Origin of the sequence: Streptomyces sp. NPDC006551 (assembly GCF_040611675.1) — a bacterium.
GTDB lineage: Bacteria > Actinomycetota > Actinomycetes > Streptomycetales > Streptomycetaceae > Streptomyces.
On the sequence record NZ_JBEXOT010000005.1, the window covers coordinates 141,750 to 159,485 of the forward strand.

At 71.6% G+C, this 17,736-nt stretch carries 17 protein-coding genes and 1 pseudogene; 5 read left to right on the forward strand and 13 right to left on the reverse strand.

Going from position 1 to position 17,736, the window contains the following annotated elements; all coding sequences use genetic code 11:
- Positions 1 to 17 precede the first annotated feature (17 nt).
- Entirely contained in the window at positions 18 to 452 is a 435-nt protein-coding gene (locus ABZY12_RS08145; RefSeq protein ID WP_356888376.1) for a hypothetical protein, read from the reverse strand.
- A gap of 289 nt (positions 453 to 741) precedes the next feature.
- Between ABZY12_RS08145 and ABZY12_RS08150 the strand changes: the two are divergent.
- A pseudogene (locus tag ABZY12_RS08150) lies at positions 742 to 996 on the forward strand (transposase); the annotation flags it as partial.
- A 59-nt stretch (positions 997 to 1,055) separates the two neighbouring features.
- Here ABZY12_RS08150 and ABZY12_RS08155 read toward each other — a convergent pair.
- Together ABZY12_RS08155 and ABZY12_RS08160 are read right to left on the reverse strand one after the other, a co-directional pair.
- Entirely contained in the window at positions 1,056 to 2,030 is a 975-nt protein-coding gene (locus tag ABZY12_RS08155) for an NAD-dependent epimerase/dehydratase family protein (protein ID WP_356888378.1), read from the reverse strand.
- Complete coding sequence (locus ABZY12_RS08160; RefSeq protein ID WP_356888380.1) at positions 2,027 to 2,653, reverse strand: ScbR family autoregulator-binding transcription factor; 627 nt, start codon at positions 2,651 to 2,653, stop codon at positions 2,027 to 2,029. The genes ABZY12_RS08155 and ABZY12_RS08160 overlap by 4 nt, the downstream gene beginning before the upstream one ends.
- 129 nt (positions 2,654 to 2,782) lie before the next feature.
- Here ABZY12_RS08160 and ABZY12_RS08165 point away from each other — a divergent pair, with 129 nt between their 5' ends.
- The 4 genes from ABZY12_RS08165 to ABZY12_RS08180 all read left to right on the forward strand — a co-directional run bounded on the left by ABZY12_RS08165 (position 2,783) and on the right by ABZY12_RS08180 (position 6,359).
- Positions 2,783 to 3,721, forward strand: coding sequence for a ScbA/BarX family gamma-butyrolactone biosynthesis protein (locus ABZY12_RS08165; RefSeq protein WP_356888586.1), 939 nt, complete (start codon positions 2,783 to 2,785; stop codon positions 3,719 to 3,721).
- A 235-nt stretch (positions 3,722 to 3,956) separates the two neighbouring features.
- Positions 3,957 to 4,172, forward strand: a complete 216-nt coding sequence (locus ABZY12_RS08170) for a hypothetical protein (protein WP_356888382.1) — start codon at positions 3,957 to 3,959, stop codon at positions 4,170 to 4,172.
- Between the two features lie 17 nt (positions 4,173 to 4,189).
- Positions 4,190 to 4,405, forward strand: coding sequence for a hypothetical protein (locus ABZY12_RS08175; RefSeq protein WP_356888384.1), 216 nt, complete (start codon positions 4,190 to 4,192; stop codon positions 4,403 to 4,405).
- Between the two features lie 721 nt (positions 4,406 to 5,126).
- On the forward strand, positions 5,127 to 6,359 hold the full coding sequence (locus tag ABZY12_RS08180) for a transposase (protein ID WP_356888386.1): 1,233 nt from the start codon (positions 5,127 to 5,129) through the stop codon (positions 6,357 to 6,359).
- Here the strand turns inward: ABZY12_RS08180 and ABZY12_RS08185 are convergent.
- The 10 genes from ABZY12_RS08185 to ABZY12_RS08230 form a co-directional block, all read right to left on the reverse strand.
- Positions 6,320 to 8,293: a helix-turn-helix domain-containing protein gene (locus tag ABZY12_RS08185; protein WP_356888388.1), complete on the reverse strand. Its 1,974-nt coding sequence runs from the start codon at positions 8,291 to 8,293 to the stop codon at positions 6,320 to 6,322. The genes ABZY12_RS08180 and ABZY12_RS08185 overlap by 40 nt on opposite strands.
- 163 nt (positions 8,294 to 8,456) lie before the next feature.
- Positions 8,457 to 9,281 carry a BTAD domain-containing putative transcriptional regulator gene (locus ABZY12_RS08190; RefSeq protein ID WP_356888390.1) on the reverse strand — a complete coding sequence of 275 codons (825 nt, stop codon included), beginning with the start codon at positions 9,279 to 9,281 and terminating at the stop codon, positions 8,457 to 8,459.
- Positions 9,282 to 9,465: 184 nt separating this feature from the next.
- Entirely contained in the window at positions 9,466 to 10,215 is a 750-nt protein-coding gene (locus ABZY12_RS08195) for a hypothetical protein (RefSeq protein WP_356888392.1), read from the reverse strand.
- A 28-nt stretch (positions 10,216 to 10,243) separates the two neighbouring features.
- Positions 10,244 to 10,765, reverse strand: a complete 522-nt coding sequence (locus tag ABZY12_RS08200; RefSeq protein ID WP_356888394.1) for a hypothetical protein — start codon at positions 10,763 to 10,765, stop codon at positions 10,244 to 10,246.
- The gene (locus ABZY12_RS08205; protein WP_356888396.1) at positions 10,762 to 12,030 is read right to left on the reverse strand and encodes an MlaD family protein; all 1,269 of its coding nucleotides are present in this window, start codon (positions 12,028 to 12,030) and stop codon (positions 10,762 to 10,764) included. The genes ABZY12_RS08200 and ABZY12_RS08205 overlap by 4 nt, the downstream gene beginning before the upstream one ends.
- On the reverse strand, positions 12,027 to 13,322 hold the full coding sequence (locus tag ABZY12_RS08210) for an MCE family protein (protein ID WP_356888398.1): 1,296 nt from the start codon (positions 13,320 to 13,322) through the stop codon (positions 12,027 to 12,029). Before ABZY12_RS08210 ends, ABZY12_RS08205 begins: the two co-directional genes overlap by 4 nt.
- The gene (locus ABZY12_RS08215; RefSeq protein ID WP_356888400.1) at positions 13,319 to 14,476 is read right to left on the reverse strand and encodes an MCE family protein; all 1,158 of its coding nucleotides are present in this window, start codon (positions 14,474 to 14,476) and stop codon (positions 13,319 to 13,321) included. Before ABZY12_RS08215 ends, ABZY12_RS08210 begins: the two co-directional genes overlap by 4 nt.
- Complete coding sequence (locus tag ABZY12_RS08220) at positions 14,473 to 15,456, reverse strand: MCE family protein (protein WP_356888402.1); 984 nt, start codon at positions 15,454 to 15,456, stop codon at positions 14,473 to 14,475. The genes ABZY12_RS08215 and ABZY12_RS08220 overlap by 4 nt, the downstream gene beginning before the upstream one ends.
- Positions 15,453 to 16,493, reverse strand: a complete 1,041-nt coding sequence (locus ABZY12_RS08225) for an MlaD family protein (RefSeq protein ID WP_356888404.1) — start codon at positions 16,491 to 16,493, stop codon at positions 15,453 to 15,455. Before ABZY12_RS08225 ends, ABZY12_RS08220 begins: the two co-directional genes overlap by 4 nt.
- Positions 16,490 to 17,734: an MCE family protein gene (locus ABZY12_RS08230; RefSeq protein WP_356888406.1), complete on the reverse strand. Its 1,245-nt coding sequence runs from the start codon at positions 17,732 to 17,734 to the stop codon at positions 16,490 to 16,492. The genes ABZY12_RS08225 and ABZY12_RS08230 overlap by 4 nt, the downstream gene beginning before the upstream one ends.
- Between the last annotated feature and the right edge of the window lie 2 nt (positions 17,735 to 17,736).

The following is a 17,736-nucleotide window of genomic DNA, read 5'->3' on the forward strand; positions in this document are numbered from 1 at the left end:
CCACAACCGACTCCGAGCTAGCGTGTGGTGATTCCCCTGGCCGCGAGGATCTCCAGTGCACCGGGGAGCATGTGCTCCAGCTCGCGCCTCCCCGTGAACAGCTTGAGGTTCGGGAGCAGGTCCAGGTCGTCGAGGCGGTGCACGTCGAAGAGGTCGTCCTCGCCGTCCCAGACCGGGGCGCACTCCATGAAGACCTGATGGCCGCCGTCGAAGGTCAGCTCCTCCACGGTGGCAAGCAGCTCCATCGGTATCTCCAACTCCTCGAAGTACGTGCGGGCCTCGTCGAGAACGGTGTACTCGAGCTCGTTCTCCTCGACGTAGGCGTCGAGGTCCTCGACCCCGCGCGCACGCATGTGCTGCTTCAGGCTGAACGCAGGAGACAGCGTTTCGTCCCAGTACATGAGCTTCTCGACGACGAGGAGCTTGAAGTTGAAGTCATGGAAGACGGTCATGGCGTACGTATATCAATGGAGCCCGTGGTGAGCATCAACGCGCAGATGGCCCGGGCCTCCGGCGATGCCCCGCCAGGATCAGGCCGAGGGAGCCGAGTCGGAACCTGAGCGGCGCCGTGCGACTCAGACCTCGGGAAGGGATGGATCGGGTGTCCAGGGGGGCAGGTGCCGCGATGGCCCAGCGTTCGTGGTCCCGTCAGCCCCCGTCGCCCACTGCCGGCCACTGGCCTTCGTGCTCACCGCCGGACAAGCCGGCGACACACCCACCTTCGCTCACATCACGGCCCGCCTGCGCGTCCGTGACGGCGAGGACAGCCCCGCACCAGGCCGGACCTGGTCATGGCCGACAAGGTGTACTCCTCCCGTGCAATCCGCGAGCACCTGCGCAGGCGCGGTATCCGGGCGGGCATCCCAGTTCCCGGCCGATCAACGCGGCCACCACCTGCGGCGCGGCAGGCCGCCCGCCTTTGACCGTGGGGCATACAAGCCGCGCACCACTGTCGAACGCTGCATCAACCGCTTGAAACAGTGGCGGCCCGTCGCGTGCCCATCTGTTCGCGCGGGAGCCGGTGTGACCTCGGTCTCGTGCGGGCGGCGGTGAGTTCACCCGTCGCGGCGCTGACGGTGGTCCCTGAGGAAGGCGCGGTACCACGGGGCCGCCTTCGTGAGGCGGGGGAGGGGGCCCGGGCCCGTGGGGCAGGGGAGGGCGTGCCAGATTTCGGTGCCGCGGTACCAGTGGTCCTGGGCCAGCAGTGAGAACTGGCGCTCGCTGATGGTTCCGGGCGTCCGGTTCAGGCGGCGGAGGCATGCTTCCCAGGGCCAGTCCTCCTCGGCGGCCGGCAGCACCTTCAACGCCGCGAGTTCCGCCATCAGTTCGCCGTTGCTCACGGGCTCGGGGTGGCTGGCGTGGTAGATCCCGGAGGCGGGCGCGTGCGGTGTGGTCGCCAGGGTGGTGATCAGTCCGGCCAGATCGTCCACGTCCACCAGGGACAGCAAGCCGCGGCCGCCGTCCCAGCGGGCCGGGACCCGGTCCAGGAGTTCGGCCAGGGCGGGCACCACCCAGCGGTCGCCGGTGCCGAGGACGAGGCCGGGGCGCAGGACGATGCCGCCCGCGGCCAGGACCGGTGTCTCGCCGAGGAGCCGTGTGCGGCTCGCGGCGGAGACCGGGGCGGGGGTGATCTCGTTCACCGCGATCCCCCGGTGCGGGCCCGCGCCGTAGACCGCGGTGGTGGAGAGGTGGACGATGCGGCCGACCCCGCACCGCACCGCTTCGTCGACCAGGGCCGTCGTACCGCCGACGTTGACCGCCGCGCACTGGGCCTCGTCGCCGGAGATCCGTGAGGCGAGGTGGAGCAGGACGTCCGCCCCGCTCATGGCGTCCCGCAGTGACGCCGGGTCCGTCAGATCAGCGCGTGTCCAGGTCACGCCCGGTGGCGCCGGCGGGGACTCGGGCGCGGTACGGGCGAGCGCCCGTACCGTGATCCCGGAGTCGGCCTCGTGGGCGGCCGCCAGCCGGCGCAGGACGTGGGAGCCGACGAAGCCCGTCGCCCCCGTCAGCACGATCCTCGTCGGTCTCACCCGGCGGCCACCGTGTCGGCCTCGGGGACCGTCAGGCCCGCGATGACGTCGGCCGGGGCCAGCGCCGGAAGCAGGCATCGCCACATGGCGGTGATCCGCTGGGGCAGGTCGGCGCGGCCCGTGGAGATCTGGGACATGACCTGAGTGCCGGTGTACGCGGCGACCAGGAGTTGGGCGAAGGCGGCCTCGTCCACAGCGGGGAGGAGCTGACCCTTCTCCCGCGCGCTCAGGAGCTCCTGGCGGAACCGCTCGGCCCACCATTCGTAGATCGAGTACTCCTGACCGCCCGCCACGCCCTGCTCGACGGCCAGCCTGACTCCGGCGCGCAGCAGCGTGTTGCGCTGCATCTCCACCGCGAGGTACCCGGTCATGTCCAGCAGGTGCTGGAGCCCCGGCTCGCCCTCGGGGAACCGCAGATCGGCGGCCTGTTCGAGGATGACGGCCCGGGCCAGCCCTTCCTTGGACTTGAAATGGAAGTACACGGCGCCCGCGGTGAGGCCCGCCCGGTCCAGGATCTTGGTGATGCTCGTTCCCAGATACCCGGCCTCGTCGAACACCTCCGCCGCGGCCCGGAGAAGCAACTCCCGGGTACGGACCGCTCGTTCCTGCCTCTGTTCCGCCACTCGCCCGATACCTCGCGTACCTCGACAAACCAAAAGAATGACCACTATCTTATCGGCGCGGTGTTCGGCGCAAGTGTGTGCGAGCCCGCAGACCACAAACAGACTTGGGGGAGAGCTGTTTTGTCCTCGATGGACCTGGACCTGGACCTGGACCGCCGGCCGACCGATCCCGTACCCGTACCCACGTCGTACACCCACAAGTCGGATCCGTCCGAGGTGCTCCTCGCGACGTGGTGCCGGACGGGGGAGGACTCCTTCGTCGTCACCGCCCGGTGGCCCAAGACCCATGGCTTCTACCTGACCCGGTTCGGACTGCACGACCCCCTGCTGCTGAGCGAGACCGTGCGCCAGACGCTGCCTCTGCTCGCCCACGCCGCGTACGGCGTCCCGTTCGGGCATCAGCTGCTCTGGAAGGACTTCGGCTGGGACCTGGACCCGGCGGCGTTGCGCGTCGACGGTGAGAAGGGCGCCGAGGTCGAACTGCGCCTCTCCTGCTCGGATGTGAAGTACCGCAAGGGCCGGGCGACGGCGGTCACGCTGTTCGTCGAGGCCCTGCGGGACGGTGATCGGCTGGCCCACGCGAGGACGCGCTTCACGATCCAGGAACGGGCCGTGTACGAGCGGCTCCGGGGCCGTTACGCCGACATCGCGAGCGCCAACGCCCGGGCCGTTCCGCTGCCGCCGCCCGCGCCCGCGCAGGCGGTGGGCCGGAACTCCTTCAAGGACGTCGTGCTCTCGTGCACCGACGTCCCCCACCGCTGGCAGTTGCGGACGGACACGTCGCACCCGATTCTCTTCGACCACCCCGTCGACCACGTCCCCGGGATGCTGCTTCTGGAGGCCGTGCGCCAGGCCGCGCAGGCCACGGCTCGCCCCCGGCCGACCCTGGTCGTCGGCATGCACTCCGACTTCGTCCGTTACGCCGAGTTCGACGCGCCCTGCTGGATCACGGCCAAGCCGCTGCCCGACGACCTCGAGGGGCGGCGGCGCGTCCTGGTCTCGGCGCAGCAGCACGACGAGGAGATCTTCACCTCCGTCGTCGCCCTGGGCGAAGTCCCGGCCGGGTGATCGCCCGCTCCCTCTGACCCGCGTGGGTCCGGACGGTCGTGGACTGTCCGGGCCCTCGGCGTCATGTGTCGTCCGGGCCGCCGCGGTGGCGCGGTGGACCGGAGCACGGTGGTTTCCGGGGGCGTGGGGCGGCGGCGCGTGGGGCCGCCGCCGACAGGTCACACGCGGGTCTCGGTCAGCTCCGGTTGCGCCTCAATCCGCGGCAGGCCATCGAGGCCGTCGCGGCGTGGCGCGGATGAGCGCGGATCCGCCGCGTGACCCGGGCGCCCCGCGCCCCGCTTCCCCCTCCGGCCCATCCCGTACGGAGGAGACCGTCGCCACCGTCGGCCTGGCGCCGGACCGGCTCGACACGACGGTGGCCGAGCCGCGAGCGGAGGGGCTCTCCGTGACCGGTTTCCCCGCCGACGTCACGTCGAGCGAGGCGGTCGAGGCGCTGATCGCCCGGGTTTGAGGACGCTCTGCGAACCGGTGGGGGCCGTGCTGCTGGGGGAGTCGGCCGTCGCCGCCGCCGCCGCCGCCGCGCCGCTGCCCGCCCGGGCGGCCGAACTGATCGGCTACCCGCCGACGCAGCGGTACGCCCTCGACGTCGAGGCCGACGTCGAGGGCGAGTTCGCCGTCCCCGCGCTCGCCGGGCGGGGTGCCGCCCTGGAGTCGCCCGTCGACCGTTCGCGGCCGGGAAGGTGACGTAGTCGGGCACCGCCGGTGGCGCGTGGTTCGCCGCCTTGCCACGATCTCCGTCAGGAGGCCGGGTGCTGTCGTCGTCATCCCCCGTCCGCGACGCGGCCGGCCTCCTCGCCGCCCCCTGAGGGCCGGCTCGGCGCCCGACCACGACCGCATGTACGCCTGACGGCGCCGCGGACGCGGGCGCTGCGGGCACCCGCGCCGCTCGTCCGTGGTCTCGCCGCCCGCACTGCCCGGCCCGGGGGTGGTCCGGCCCACCGGCACCGCCCGGCCGTGGGGCCCTCACCCGCGCCGCTCGTCCGTGGGGTCCCCACCCGCACTGCCCGGCCCGGGGGTGGTCCCGCCACCCGCGCCGCCCGGCCGTGGGGCCCTCACCCGCACAGCCCGGCCCGGGGGTGGTCCCGCCACCCGCACCGCCCGGCCCGGAGGTGGTCCCGCCCACCCGCGCCGCCCGGCCGTGGGGCCCTCACCCGCACAGCCCGGCCCGGAGGTGGTCCTGCCCACCGGCACAGCCCGGTCTGGGGCCCCACCCGCGTCGCTCGGCCCCGGGGCGGTCCCCGTCACAACCCCCGCACGTCCGCCGATGCCCGACCGGCCCCCACGGTCGACCTGTGGCCAAGGATGCACGGATGGTCACAAGTGGGTGGCCTGAGCACCTCGTCCCCATACGTCCGCGACGCCAGGGTGGGGGTGACCGTAGTCGCCCCACCACGACTGGAGCGTCGTGAACACAACTGGCAACGGAGACCTCGCCTACCGCCTGACCGTGCCCCACCGGGTCGGAATCCCCACCGGCAGCGCCGCGGCCGACCACGTCCTCGCCGAACTCGGCGACACCCTGTTCTCCTCGTTCCGACGGAAGGACCAGCGGCGCAAGGCGGAGCGGTACCTGCACGGACTGCTGACCACCCGAGGACGCAAGTCCATCCGCAACATCGCCCTCCAACTGGGCGGTTCGGCCACCGAACAGAGCCTGCACCACTTCATCGCCAGCTCCACCTGGGACTGGCGGCCGCTGCGTGCCGCCCTCGCCTCCCACCTGGAGCGCACGGCCGCCCCCCAGGCCTGGGTCGTACGCCAGATGGAGATACCGAAGGCGGGTGAGCACTCGGTGGGCGTGGACCGGCGGTTCGCCCCGCGCCTGGGCCATATGTTCCGCGGCCAGCAGGCTTCCGGCGTATGGCTCGCCTCCCAGGAGCTGAGCGCGCCCGTCGACTGGCGCCTGCACCTGTCCGACCAGTGGGTCAACGACCGGGAGCGCCGCGACCGGGCGGAGGTTCCGCACGGAGCCGAGGCGGAGAGCCCGGAGGAGTGCACCGTGGCCGCCGCGCTGGAGACCGTACGGCACTGGGGCGCCCCCCGCCGGCCGGTCCTGATCGATCTGCGGTGCGGCGACGCCACCGCCTCGGTGGCCCGGCTCGCCGCGGCGAACGTCCCCTTCCTCGCCCGCATCAGCGGCTCCCGCCGGCTGTCCGTCGCGGACCGCGCCCTGCCCGGCTTCGGGAGCGGCTCCCTGCCGGCCCAGCGGATCGTCGAGCTGGTCAAGGGAATGCGCGCGCCCGTGCACTGGCGGGACCCGGCCGCCGGGCACGCCTCCCGTGTCTCGCTCGCCGCCCTGGTCCCCGTGGCGTTCCCGGAACGGTCCGCCGCTCCGCGGCGGCTGTCCCTGCTCGGTGAGTGGGAGGACCCGACGCGCCCGCCCTCCGCCCTCTGGCTCACCGGCATGGCCCACCCGGCCGCGGGGCCCCTGCTGCGCCTCACCCGGCTGACCCGCAGAGTCGACGCCGACTTCGCGCGCGTCGGCGAGGAAGCGGGACTGCGGGACTACGTGGGCCGGTCCTTCCGCGGCTGGCACCGGCACACCACGCTCGCCTCCGTGGCCCACGCGGCGGTCGTGCTCTCCGCGGCCGCGGACGGCTACGGCACGGACCGGCCGGCCGAACTCGCCTCCGCCTGAGAGGCCGGACCGGACCAGCGCTGTCGGCGCAGGGCCTCCCGGGAGCGGTGCAGCCGCAGCGCCAGCTGCACCTCCAGCGTCCTGGCCGGCTGCTGCCACTCGTCGCCCAGGAGGTCGCCGATCCGGTCCAGCCGACGGGAGACGGTGTTGGGGTGGACATCGAGTACGGCGGCGGCGCCCCTCGGGCTGCACCCTGACGCGAAGTACGCCTCCAGGGTGTCGGTGAGGTCGGTGAGCCGGTCCCGGTCGTAGTCGAGGACGGGACCGATCGCGGACCGGACGTAGCCCTCCACGTCGTGACTGTCGGACAGCAGGAGACCGAGGAAGCCCAGGTCCTTCGCGGCGGCGGCGCCGCCCGCGCCGCCCAGCGCGGTCAGCGCGTCCAGGCAGCGCATCGCCTCCCGGTACATGGGGGCGATCGCGGCCGCGCCCCGACCCGGCCCCGCCGCGCCCACGGACACCGGATGGCCGAGCAGCGGTGTCAGTTCGTCGGCGACGGCGCGGGCGGCGGCCGAGGCGTCCGTACCGGGCAGGAGCAACAGGATGCGGCCGCTGTGGACCGTCTTGAGCCCGGACAGCCGGTGCGCGTAGGAGGAGGCCCACACCACGGCGCGCCCCTGCTCGCCCCCCTCGGGATGGGCCACGAGCAGGACATGGGGCGCGTCCAGGTCGATCCCGAGGCTGCCGGCCCGATGGATGAGATGGTGTGTCTGGCGTCCGGTCCGCGGATCGGCCGCGAGGAGTTCCTCGAACAGGTCGTCGCGTACGGGCCCTTCGGCCACGTCCGTGCTCCGCCGCAGCAGCAGCTGGATCGCGAAGGTCTGCGCCGTCAGCTGCAACAGACCCTCGTCCTCGCCCACCAGGGCCGTCGTCGGCCGCAGCAGCAGCGCGCCCAGATCCTCCGCGCCGGCGACCACCGGGGTGACCCAGGTGCCCTGGGCGGTGACGACGGGGCGCAGGTGGGAGTGGGCGTCCAGCACCGCCTCGGACAGAGCGGACTCGTCCTGGTCGCCGAGGTCGCCACTGGCGGCGAGGACCCGGCCTCCCGGATCGCGCAGCTGCAGCGCCGCGTCCAGCGCGCTGCCGGCCGCCGCGGCCACGGTGGTCAGATCGGCACCGGCGAGCAGCATGCCGAGGGCGCGGCTGTGCGCCTCGTTGAGCTGCTGGAGCCGGACCAGGCTGGTACGCGTGCGGAAACTGTCCAGTTCGAGCTGGCCGACCTCGCCCCAGGCCTGTTCGAGACGTTCGGCCCGCTCGATGGCGACGGCGGCGAGCGCCGCCAGCGAGCAGACCAGTCCGATCTCGTCCGGGCTGAAGTGGCGGACCGTGCGCGCCGATCCGTAGAGCACACCGACGGCCTCGTCGCCCCGGCAGATCGGCACGGCCATGATCGCGTGCAGCCCCTCGGCCCGGACCACGTCGTCGACGCTCTCGTTGTGGGGGAGGGAGTCGTCGTTGAGATAGTCCGCCGTCCACAGCGGGGCCCGGACCTCCAGGCTCTGGTGTCCGAGGCCGTGCCCGGCGGGGACCTCCTGACCGGCGACGAGCGCGGTGGTCGAGCCGTCCGCGGCCCGCACGCGAAGGCCGCCCTCCGGGTCGAGGAGGGCGACCGACGTCATGTCGAAGTTGAGCAGCCGCTTGACCCTCCTGGTGACCACGCGCAGCAGGGCGTCGAGATCATGAGGGGAGGTCAGGTCCCGGGCGGTGTCCACCAGATCGGCCAGGCCGTCCTCCCGCCGACGTCGCCGGCCCTGCCAGTCGTACACGTGACGGGCCAGGTGCACGGCCTGCTCCAGGCGGGCGACGTCCTGCTCCGCCGTGCCGTCGCGCCGCGCACGCTGTAACAACTCCTCGAACCGTTCGGGTGGCGCCTGTTCGGCCAGAAGCTCGAGGACGAGCATCAGGTCGGCGTCTCTCGTCTCTGCATCCGTCATCGTGCGCGAGCCCCCGTCGAAAGTTTGTTTACCCTCAGCGGAAGCTAGTTCGCCCCTGATCCGCCAGTCAACCGGTGACCTGCGGTTATGCCGGGCGCCGGTGGGCGGAGCACCAGCCGCGGCGAGGGCGGGGTGCTCCGGCCACATCTCGCCGGATCCGGGTTCAGCCGCTCGCGCCGCCGATCACGAGAGCGGTCCTGGCCGGCCGCGGCCGTTCGAGGCCGACGGGACGGGCGGTGCGCAGGGCGGTCCTGACGCGGCCCGCCGCGGGCTCCCGGCGCTGCCGGCGCGTACCCCGGAGCAGCCTCTTGCAGTCCTCCAGCACGTGAACGGGGTCCGGGCCGTGTGCCAGCTCCGCCAACAGCCCCTCGTACGTGGGCTGCGGACCGCTGAACCTGGCGAGGATCCCGGGCAGCCCGGCGTACAGCTCGCGTCGGCGGCCGAGCCTGAGCTGCGCCTCGATCCACTGGTCGAGGGCCTGGACGCGGGACTGTTCGAGGCGGGTGATGTGGGCGCGCAGCTGCGGTCCGGCCGCGACCTCGGTGTACGCGTCGGCGGTCCACAGCGCGAGGGCCTGCCCCAGCCGTTCGGCGGCCGTCTCCAGGTCCTCCAACTCCATGGCGCGGTAACCGGCACCCACCGCGCGATGGAACACGCTGACGTCGGAGCTCCCCCCGCCGGTGTCGAGCCGGTAGCCGCCGGGGAGCGAGACCAGGACGTCCCGGGCCGCCCGGGGCAGGGGACGGGGGTCGGTACCCGTCTCCTCGCGACCGGCGCGCAGCGCGGTGTCGATGAGGTCGCGCTGTTGCCGGACATACGTCTCGACCATGTCGAGCGCGTGGGCCGGCGGGCCCTCGGGCCAGAGCTCCTGCACCACGACGGCCGTCGGGACGACCTGGTCCGCGAACGCGGTGAGCAGGGCGAGCATCCGTCTGGCCGGAGCCGCGACGGGCACGATCGGCGTTCCGCTCTCCTTGACAGAGAACACGCCCAGCACCTTCAGATCCATACCGTCCCCCTCCGTATGGCACATGACGGGGGACCGCGCCGGGCGCAAGCGCTACCGACACTTATCCCCTCTCCCACCGAATAATAAATAGTGGTCATTATTTTGTCTCTAGGGGGAAGCAGAACTTGACGGAGTGGAAACGTCTGGCGCCGCGCCGAGGCGGTCACAGGGCGTCGACGGCGCTCACCTTCCAGCCCTGGGGAGTCCGAGCCAGGGTCATCCGGACGCGGTTGAGGTCGACGCGGGGGCCCGAGACCTGGGTGCTGTTGGTGACCTGGTTCATGAAGAGCAGGACGACGGCCTCGTCCGGCGACGCCGAGACCACCGACACGGCCGGTGCCGCGTCGTCGCCCGGGGGCTTGGCCACGCTGGCCTTGACGACGCCCTGGTACTTCTTGGCCGTCGGCGCGACGACCGTCGTGGTCGTCTTCTCGTACTCGTCGAGGAACGAACCGGTGAGGTGTCCACGCGCCGCGGCGAAGTCGCGGTCCAGGTGGCGGTAGTCGTACGACAGGATCACGGGGGCCGCCGTGCGCGCCGCGGCCGCCGCGCTCGTGCGGGCCTGATCCGTCCGGACCGCCTCCCGGTACCGCAGGCCGAGGAGGGTGGTGGCGGTCACGCCCACGACGACGAGGACCGCGAGGACCGCGACGAGGCGGCCTCGGCGGCGACGTGACGGGGTGCCACCGGCCTCGCCGGCCTCACCCTCCTCGTCGACCTCGACCTCGACCTCCTCGCCGACCTTGGTGTCCTCGACGTCCTCGACGACCTCCGGCCTCTCGGTCTCCTCCGCGCCCGGTACCGGCGGCGTGGGGGACGAGTCGGTCCCGGGCCCCTCGGCGCGGCGGGCCTTCTCGGCGCGCTTGGCGGCGGCTCGGGCGGCCGCCGCTACTCGGACGGGCTGGTTCGCCACGACGTTTCTCCTTACGGGTGATACGGGTTCAGCCGACGAACTCGACGTTGGAGGTCAACCACCGGCCGCCCTCGAACACGAGGTCCAGCTGCAGCCGGTAGTTGCGGGCGGTGCCCTCCGGAGCCGACACGTTGCTCACCTTGCTGTCGGTCACCACCAGGACGCGGGCCGAGCGGGCGTCCGCCCTGGCGATGCCCGCGTCGAGCACCTGCCCCTCGGAGACCGACTTGTTGGCGGCGACGAGCTTCGTCAGCTCCGCGGTCTGCGCCGCGAACTGCTTCTTGAACTCCCCGGTCGCGCCGTTCAGCACGTTCTCGCTGTCCCGGTCGTAGTGCCGGTAGTCGAGCGAGGTGAAGTTGAGCGCCGACTGGCGGGCCGCCGCCAGGATGTCCTGGTGCCGCCGCTCCGTCTCGTGACGTTCGTACAGCTCGTGGCCCAGCCACAGGGACGTGGCCGTCAGGACGGCGGCCACGACGGCGAGGCCGGCGGTGAGTGCCCTCCCGTGACGCGCCGCCCGCACCGCCACGCTCCGCAAGAGTACGCGGGTCATGCCATGGGTCCCACGAGCAGCCATTGCCATGAGTCCTTTCCGAACGCGTTCCGTGCTCCGCCCGTCGAGCCGATCTCGACGGGCGTTCCGTCCGGGCCGTACGCGGCTCCGGTGTCGGGGTCGTAGGCCGTGACGTACGAGCCCCGGCCGGCCGTCCGCCCCTGCGCGCCCGGTACGTTCTGGGCGCCGCGGACGGAGGTGTCACCGCCGCGCGGAGCCGTGCAGCGGGCATCGGTGTTCGCCGGGCGGTCGGTGGTGTCCGCGGGGTCGCGGCGCCGGGTCTCGTATCCCTGCCGGCAGGCCGGGGGGTCGTCGGCGTTCACCACCATCCCGAAGTGTGTGGTGCCGTCACCGGGGATCACGGTGTAGCTGCCGGCGACCACCACCGGGAAGGTGACCAGCATCTGTTCCACACCGGGCAGCCGGGCGACGGTGATCTGACCACCGCTGATCAGGTTCCCCAACAGGACCCGAAGGTGCGTCTCGTTGGCCTTCAGCAGGGAGTTCAGCTCCTGGGCGGCGGGCGTGCCGTGGTCGATGAGAGCCCGGAGATCGCCGTCGGAGGCCTTCAACTGAGCGGTGAGAGCCGCGAGATCGCGGGAGAACGACGTGATCGCCGAGCCCTTGTCGGCCTGTGTCTTCAGGACCGTCCGCGAGTCCTCGATCAGTCTGATCGTCTGGGGGAGCGAGTCCGACGCCGACTCCACCAGGGCGTTGCCCGAGTCCACCAGCCGGGTCAGATGCGGGCCCGTGCCGGCGAACGCCTTGCCGAGTTCGTCGACCGTGACCCGCAGGTCCTTCTTGTCCACCGAGTTCACCAGCCGGTCCAGGCTGAGGATCAAATCGGTGGTGGGCACCGGCACCCGGGTGTTCCGGCGGGCGATGGTGCCGCCGTCCCGGAGGTACGGGCCGCTGTCGGCGCGCGGCTGCAGATCCACGTACTGCTCGCCCACGGCCGATCGGTTCGCCACCACCGCCAGGGCGTCGGTCGGGATGCGCGTGCCGTCGTCGATGTGGAGGGCGACCGATACGCCGTCGGAGTCCGCCAGCCGCAGATCGCCCACCCGGCCCACGGGGACCCCGCGGTAGGTGACCTCGGCGCCCGAGTAGATCCCCCCGGAATCGGCGAAGTCCGCCCGTACGGTGTATCCGCGGTCCAGGAGGCTGTCGGCGAGACCGGTGTACTCGGCGCCGACGTAGGAGACCCCGACGGCGGTGACGAGCGAGAAGGCGACCAGTTGGGCCTTGACCGTACGCGTGATCACAGCTGCATCCCCTTCAGCATCAGTTCCGCGAGCGGAAGGTTCACGCCGTGCCGGGCGTCCCCGCCGCCGTACGAGGCGTGGCTGCTGGTGCACACCGGCGGGCAGAGCACGCCACCGTCGCCCGTCCCGCCCCCCGGCCCGGCCGGAGGGGCCGTCGGAGAGGGGACGGGTGTCGTCGGCAGACCCGGTGTGTCCGGCAGTTCCGGGGTGCCGGGCAGGTCGGGGGTGCCCGGGAGCGTGGGAACGCCGGGCACCTGGGGAGCTCCGGGCTTCGGCGGCTTCGCGGGGTCGTCCGTGAGGTTGCCGTAGATGCCGCGCAGATCGAGATCGGCGGTGACCTTGAGATTGACGTAGTCGCCCTTGATGGCGTCCACGGCGTTGCGCGGGAACGGGTAGGTCGTCAGCAGCTCCAGTGAGTTGGGCAGATCGGCGCCCGCCTTGTTCAGCTGCTCCAGGATCGGCCGCAGGCTCCGCAGGTTGGCGACCACATCGTTCCGCGACGCGTTGATCACGCGGGTGCCGGTCCTGCCCAGCTCCGACAGCGAGGTGAGCATCGCGGTCAGCTTCGTGCGCTGGTCGGCCAGGACCTTCAGTGCGGGCGGCACGGTCGTGAGGGCCTGGTCGATCGTGGCCTTCTCCTTGGCGAGCGTCTTGGCCAGCTTGTCGAGGCCCGCCAGCGCGCGGACGATGTCGGCGCGCTGCTTGTCGAGACCGCCGATGAAGGTGTCCAGCTCCGTGAGCAGCGACTTGACCCGGTTCTCGCGGCCCTCCAAGGCCTTGTTCAGCTCCGTGGAGATCGTCTTGAGCTGGGCCACGCCGCCGCCGTTGAGCAGGGCGGAGAGCGCCGACAGCACCTCTTCGATCTCGGGGTTGCGGCCGCTGCGGGAGAGCGGGATCTTCGCGCCGTCGGTGAGCCGGCCCACGGGCGCGCCGTCCGTCGGTGCCGACAGGGCGACGTACTTCTCGCCGAGCATGCTCGTCTGCCGCAGCTCGGCGACGGCGTTCCCGGGCAGCTTGACCGAATCGGAGACGCGCAGCCGGACCCGGGCGTGCCAGCCGACGAGTTCGATCTTCTCGACGGCTCCGACGGTGACGTTGTTCACCTTCACCGTGGACTGGGGCACGAGATCGAGGACGTCTCTGAACTCGACCGTGATCCGGTAGGCGTCGCCGTCGGCGGCGGCCCCGCCGGGCAGCCGCACGTCGTACAGCCCGTTGAAGGAACAGCCGGTCAGCAGCAGTGAACCGGCGGCCGCCCAGACGACCGCCCGACGCGTGGTGTGGGTGCTCATGTACGGGCCTCCAGGATTCCGCCGAGCGTCCTGTCGACCGAGCCCGTGCCCGAGGCGGCCGCACGTGCCGGGTCCGTGCCCGCCGCGGGCAGTTCCGGCAGGGAGTCGAACAGCTTCTTCAGGTCCGCGCAGTCGGCCTTCTCCCCGGTCGTTCGGAGAATGGAGCAGAGGAGGGAGGCGGGGTCCTGGGGGTGGTCGGGGTTGTTACGGGTGTCGAGTGTGCCGGACCCCGGGTTGTAGGCGTTCTGCAGGTTGGAGAGCCCGGCGGGGGCGACCTCGAGCAGTTCCTCGAGGGCGGCGCGCTGGGTGACCAGCACCTTCGTCACCTTGGCGAGCCCCTTCACGTCGGCGGTCAGCGCCTTCTTGTTCTTCTTAACGAAGTCGGCCACATCGGCCAGTGCGACGGCCAGGTGCTTGATCGCCGCCGCGAGGTCCTTGCGTTCGCCGGCCAGTTGCCCGGCCACGGCGGCCAGGCTGTCGTTGAACGCCCGGACGCTCGCGTCGTCGGCCGCCAGCGCGGCCGTGAAAACCTGGAGGTTCCGTACGGTCCCGAAAAGGTCCTGCCGGCCGTCGGACAGGGTGGTGACGGCCTGCGAGAGGTTCTCCACCGTCCGGTGCAGCTGATCGCCCTGGCCCTGGAGGTTGTCCGCTCCGACGGAGAGGAGCCGGGACAGTGACCCGTCCTTGTTGGCACCGCGCGGGCCCAGCGCGTCCGCCGTCGTACGGAGGCTGTCGAAGACGCGGTCCAGTTCGACCGGGACCGCCGTCCGGTGCTCGGGGATGACGTCGCCGTCGCGCATCGTGGGACCGCTTCGGTAGACGGGCAGCAGCTGGAGGTAACGGTCGCTGACCACCGAGGAGTTGATGATCGCGGCCTTGGCGTCCGCAGGCACCCTGCGTTCGCCTTCGTACTCCAGCTCGACGCGCACCCGGTCGCCCTGCGGGGTGATCTTCGTGACCTCGCCGATCCTGACGCCGAGGACGCGGACGTCGGAACCGGGGTAGATGCCGACCGTGCGCGGGAAGTACGCGGTGACCCGGACGGTGGGTGACTGCGGCCAGTACACGACGGCGAGCGTGGTGGCGACGGCCACCAGCGCGGTGAGGAGTGCCAGCCGGCGGACGACCCGCCGGTTCATCGTGATCCTCTTCATCGCGATCCTCCCGTGCGAGGAGTCACCGGGGTCGGCGCGACCAGGTTCTGGATGTAGCTGTCGAACCAGCGGCCGTTCCCGAGGGTGTTGGTGAAGACACGGGCGAAGGGCGCCATCAGCTTGACGCTGCGGTCCAGGCTCGCCTGGTTGCGTTCCAGCAGTTTGACCACCGCGTTCAGGTTGCTGAGGGCGGGCCCGATCTCCTCGCGGTTGTCCCGCACCAGGCCGGAGAGCTGGATGCCCAGGGCGACCGAGCTCTTGAGCAGCGCGCGGATGACGTCGCGGCGCTGGGTGATCTCCTTGAACAGCTTGTCGCCGTCCTTGACCAGCGTGGTGAACTCGTCCGTCCGCTCGGAGAGCACACCGGTGACGCCGTTGGCGTGGTCGAGGAGTTCGCGCAGCGCCTTGTCACGGGAGGCCACGGTCGTGGAGATCCGCGACAGGCCCTGGATGGAGGCACGGACCTCGGGGGGCGAGTCCTCGAAGGTGGTGGAGATGGTGTCCAGGGCGGTGGCCAGCTGCTCCGTGTCGATCTGCTCGGTGGTCGTGGTCAGATCGCTGAACGCCTCCACCACGTCGTACGCCGCCACCGTGCGGCTCAGCGGGATCTCGCTTCCGGGCTCCAGGCGGCCGTTGCCCTTCGGCTCCAGCGCCAGGTACTTCGCGCCCAGGATCGTCTTGATCCGGACGGCCGCGCCGGTCTCCTCGCCGAGTTCCGGATCTCCCTTGATCCGGAAGGTCACCTTGACGTGGTCGCCGTCGAGGTCGACGTCGTCGACCTTGCCGACCTTCACCCCGGCGATGCGGACCTCGTCGCCGGACTTGAGCCCGCCCGACTCGGAGAGCGCCGCGCTGTACTCCTCGCCGTTCCCGATCAGCGGGAGGCTGTCGGCGTTGAACGCCGTGGCGATCAGCGCCACGATCGCGGTGAGGCCGATGGCGCCGATCACCACGGGATTGCGTTCGCGGAAGGGGATCATCCGTTGCACCTCGCCCGCGCGACATGGAGTTCGGGTGTGATGACTTCGCCGGTCTTCGGCAGCACGATCCGGCCGTCGAAGTCGCAGAGGTAGAAGTTGAACCAGGAGCCGTAGGACGCGGTGCCGGTCAGCTTGTTCAGCTTGTTCGGCAGTCGCTGCAGGACGCCTTCCACGGTCTTCTCGTTGTCCTTCAGCGTTCCGGTGAGTTTCGACAGCTCGGCGATGTCGGTCTTCAGCGGCGGCCGGGCGTCCTTGAGCAGGCCGGACGTGGCCTCCGCGAGGCCGTTGATCCCCGCCAGCGAGTCACCGATGGGCTTCCGGTCGGCCGAGAGCCCCGAGATCACCCGTTGCAGCTGCGCGAGGAGATCGGAGAAGCGGGTGCTGCGCTTGTTCACGGTCGTCAGCACGGTGTTGAGGTTGGTGATCACCGAACCGATCAGCTTGTCGCGGTCGGCGAGGGTCGTGGTGAGCGAGGCGGTGTGCGCCAGCAGGCTGTTCACCGTGCCGCCCTCGCCCTGCAGGGTCTTGATGATCTCGGTGGCCAGCTGGTTCACGTCCTTCGGGCTCAACGCGGCGAACAGCGGCTTGAAGCCGTTCAGCAGCGCGTTGAGATCGAGCGCCGGCTCGGTGCGGGAGAGCGGGATCCGTCCGCCGGGCGGCAGCCGCGTCCCGTTCCCCGCGCCTTCCGTCAGCGCGATGTACCGCTGTCCGACCAGGGACCGGTAACGGATGACGGCGCCGGTGCTGGTGAGCAGCGGCCGGTCGCGGGAGACGCTGAAGGTGACCTCGGCCAGTGTCCGCTCGGTGATGCGGATGGACTCGACCTCGCCGACCCGCACCCCCGCGACCCGGATGTCGTCGCCCTCCTCCAGGCTGGTGACGTCGCTGAACACCGCGGTGTAGGTGTCCTGGGGCGTGAAGGAGACGTTGACGATGGTGGCGGCGAGCACCGCCGTCGCCAGCACGGTCACCACGGTGAAGAGGCTGAACTTGACCAGCTGGGGCGCCGTCGCGCGTGCACTCGTCCTCGCGCTCATGCGACGCTCACCGCCGTTCCCCGTGCCATCGGTCCGAAGAGCAGGGTCGCGACCGCGGGAACGTCGGCCGCGGGCATCCCCATGACCGGGGCCACGAGCGTGGCGACGGCGCGCTGTTCGGCCGCCGTGCCGGAGAGGGTCTCCCCGGACGTACGCGACGTGCCGTCGTCGAGCTTGGGGTGCGGCGCGGGCACGCGCGGGTGGGGCAGGTCTCTGCAGTCGGGGCCGGAGCGGTCGGCATAGCGCGGTTCCTCGCCGGGGTGATAGGGGGGCCGTGGGCGTACGAACTCGAGGGTGATGCGCATCTCCCCGCCCCTGAAGGTCTCCTCGGCGGCCGCCTCCTGCCGCACCAGGCCGGAGAGCAGACAGGGGTACTCGGGGGAGTAGCGGGCGAACAGGGCGAGCGTGGGACGGGAGACCCGGCCCAGGGTGATCAGCCGGTCGGCGTTGTCGTCGAGGAAGCCCTCCGTGGTGCCCGCGGCGGTGGCGGTCCAGGTCAGGGCCGACGCGAGCCGGTCCTCCTTCTCGACCAGGGTCCGGCTGGTGGTGAGGGTGTTGTTCAGGATCCGCATCAGGTCGGGCGCGGCGTCGGCGTACACCTCGGCCACGTCGGCGAACCGGGAGATGTTCTCCCTGAGGGACGGCATGTGCGGGTTGAGCTTGCGGAGGTACTCCTCCACGCGGACGAGGTTGTCGCCGATCCTGTCGCCGCGCCCTTCGAGCGCGGTGGCGAACGCGGACAGGGTGGCGTTCAGCTTGGCGGGCTGCACCGTGCGCAGCAGCGGCAGCAGGTCGTTCATCAGCCGCTGGAGCTCGATGCCGACGGTGGTGCGGTCCTGGGTGATGACGTCACCGGCGGCGATGTGCCGCGACGACGGGTTCCGTGGCGGGACCAGCTCGACGTACTTCTCGCCGAACAGCGTCTTGGGCAGCAGCCGGGCGTGGACGTCGGCCGGGATGAGGGCGACGTGCTCCGGCTTGAGCGCGAGGGAGAGAACCGCCTTCTCGCCGTCGGCCCGCACCTCGCGGACCTCGCCGACCAGCAGGCCGCGCAGTTTGACGTCCGCGCGCGGATCCAGCTGGTTGCCCAGGGTGTCCGCCTCCAGCGTGATCCGGACGACCGGGGTGAACACCTGCTGGTAGACGGCGACGGTCAGCGACAGCAGGAGCGCGATCACGGCGAGGAAGACGATGCCGTACACCCGCAGTCGGGCGGTCGGGGACAGAGTCGGTCGACGCATGG

What these genes read in the sequence shown, in the direction of transcription:
- ABZY12_RS08145 (WP_356888376.1), bottom strand. Translation starts at nt 452, where the DNA reads ATGACCGTCTTCCATGACTTCAACTTCAAGCTCCTCGTCGTCGAGAAG.
- ABZY12_RS08165 (WP_356888586.1), top strand. Translation starts at nt 2,783, where the DNA reads ATGGACCTGGACCTGGACCTGGACCGCCGGCCGACCGATCCCGTACCC.
- ABZY12_RS08170 (WP_356888382.1), top strand. Translation starts at nt 3,957, where the DNA reads ATGAGCGCGGATCCGCCGCGTGACCCGGGCGCCCCGCGCCCCGCTTCC.
- ABZY12_RS08185 (WP_356888388.1), bottom strand. Translation starts at nt 8,293, where the DNA reads ATGACGGATGCAGAGACGAGAGACGCCGACCTGATGCTCGTCCTCGAG.
- ABZY12_RS08200 (WP_356888394.1), bottom strand. Translation starts at nt 10,765, where the DNA reads ATGACCCGCGTACTCTTGCGGAGCGTGGCGGTGCGGGCGGCGCGTCAC.
- ABZY12_RS08210 (WP_356888398.1), bottom strand. Translation starts at nt 13,322, where the DNA reads ATGAGCACCCACACCACGCGTCGGGCGGTCGTCTGGGCGGCCGCCGGT.
- ABZY12_RS08215 (WP_356888400.1), bottom strand. Translation starts at nt 14,476, where the DNA reads ATGAAGAGGATCACGATGAACCGGCGGGTCGTCCGCCGGCTGGCACTC.
- ABZY12_RS08220 (WP_356888402.1), bottom strand. Translation starts at nt 15,456, where the DNA reads ATGATCCCCTTCCGCGAACGCAATCCCGTGGTGATCGGCGCCATCGGC.
- ABZY12_RS08225 (WP_356888404.1), bottom strand. Translation starts at nt 16,493, where the DNA reads ATGAGCGCGAGGACGAGTGCACGCGCGACGGCGCCCCAGCTGGTCAAG.
- ABZY12_RS08230 (WP_356888406.1), bottom strand. Translation starts at nt 17,734, where the DNA reads ATGCGTCGACCGACTCTGTCCCCGACCGCCCGACTGCGGGTGTACGGC.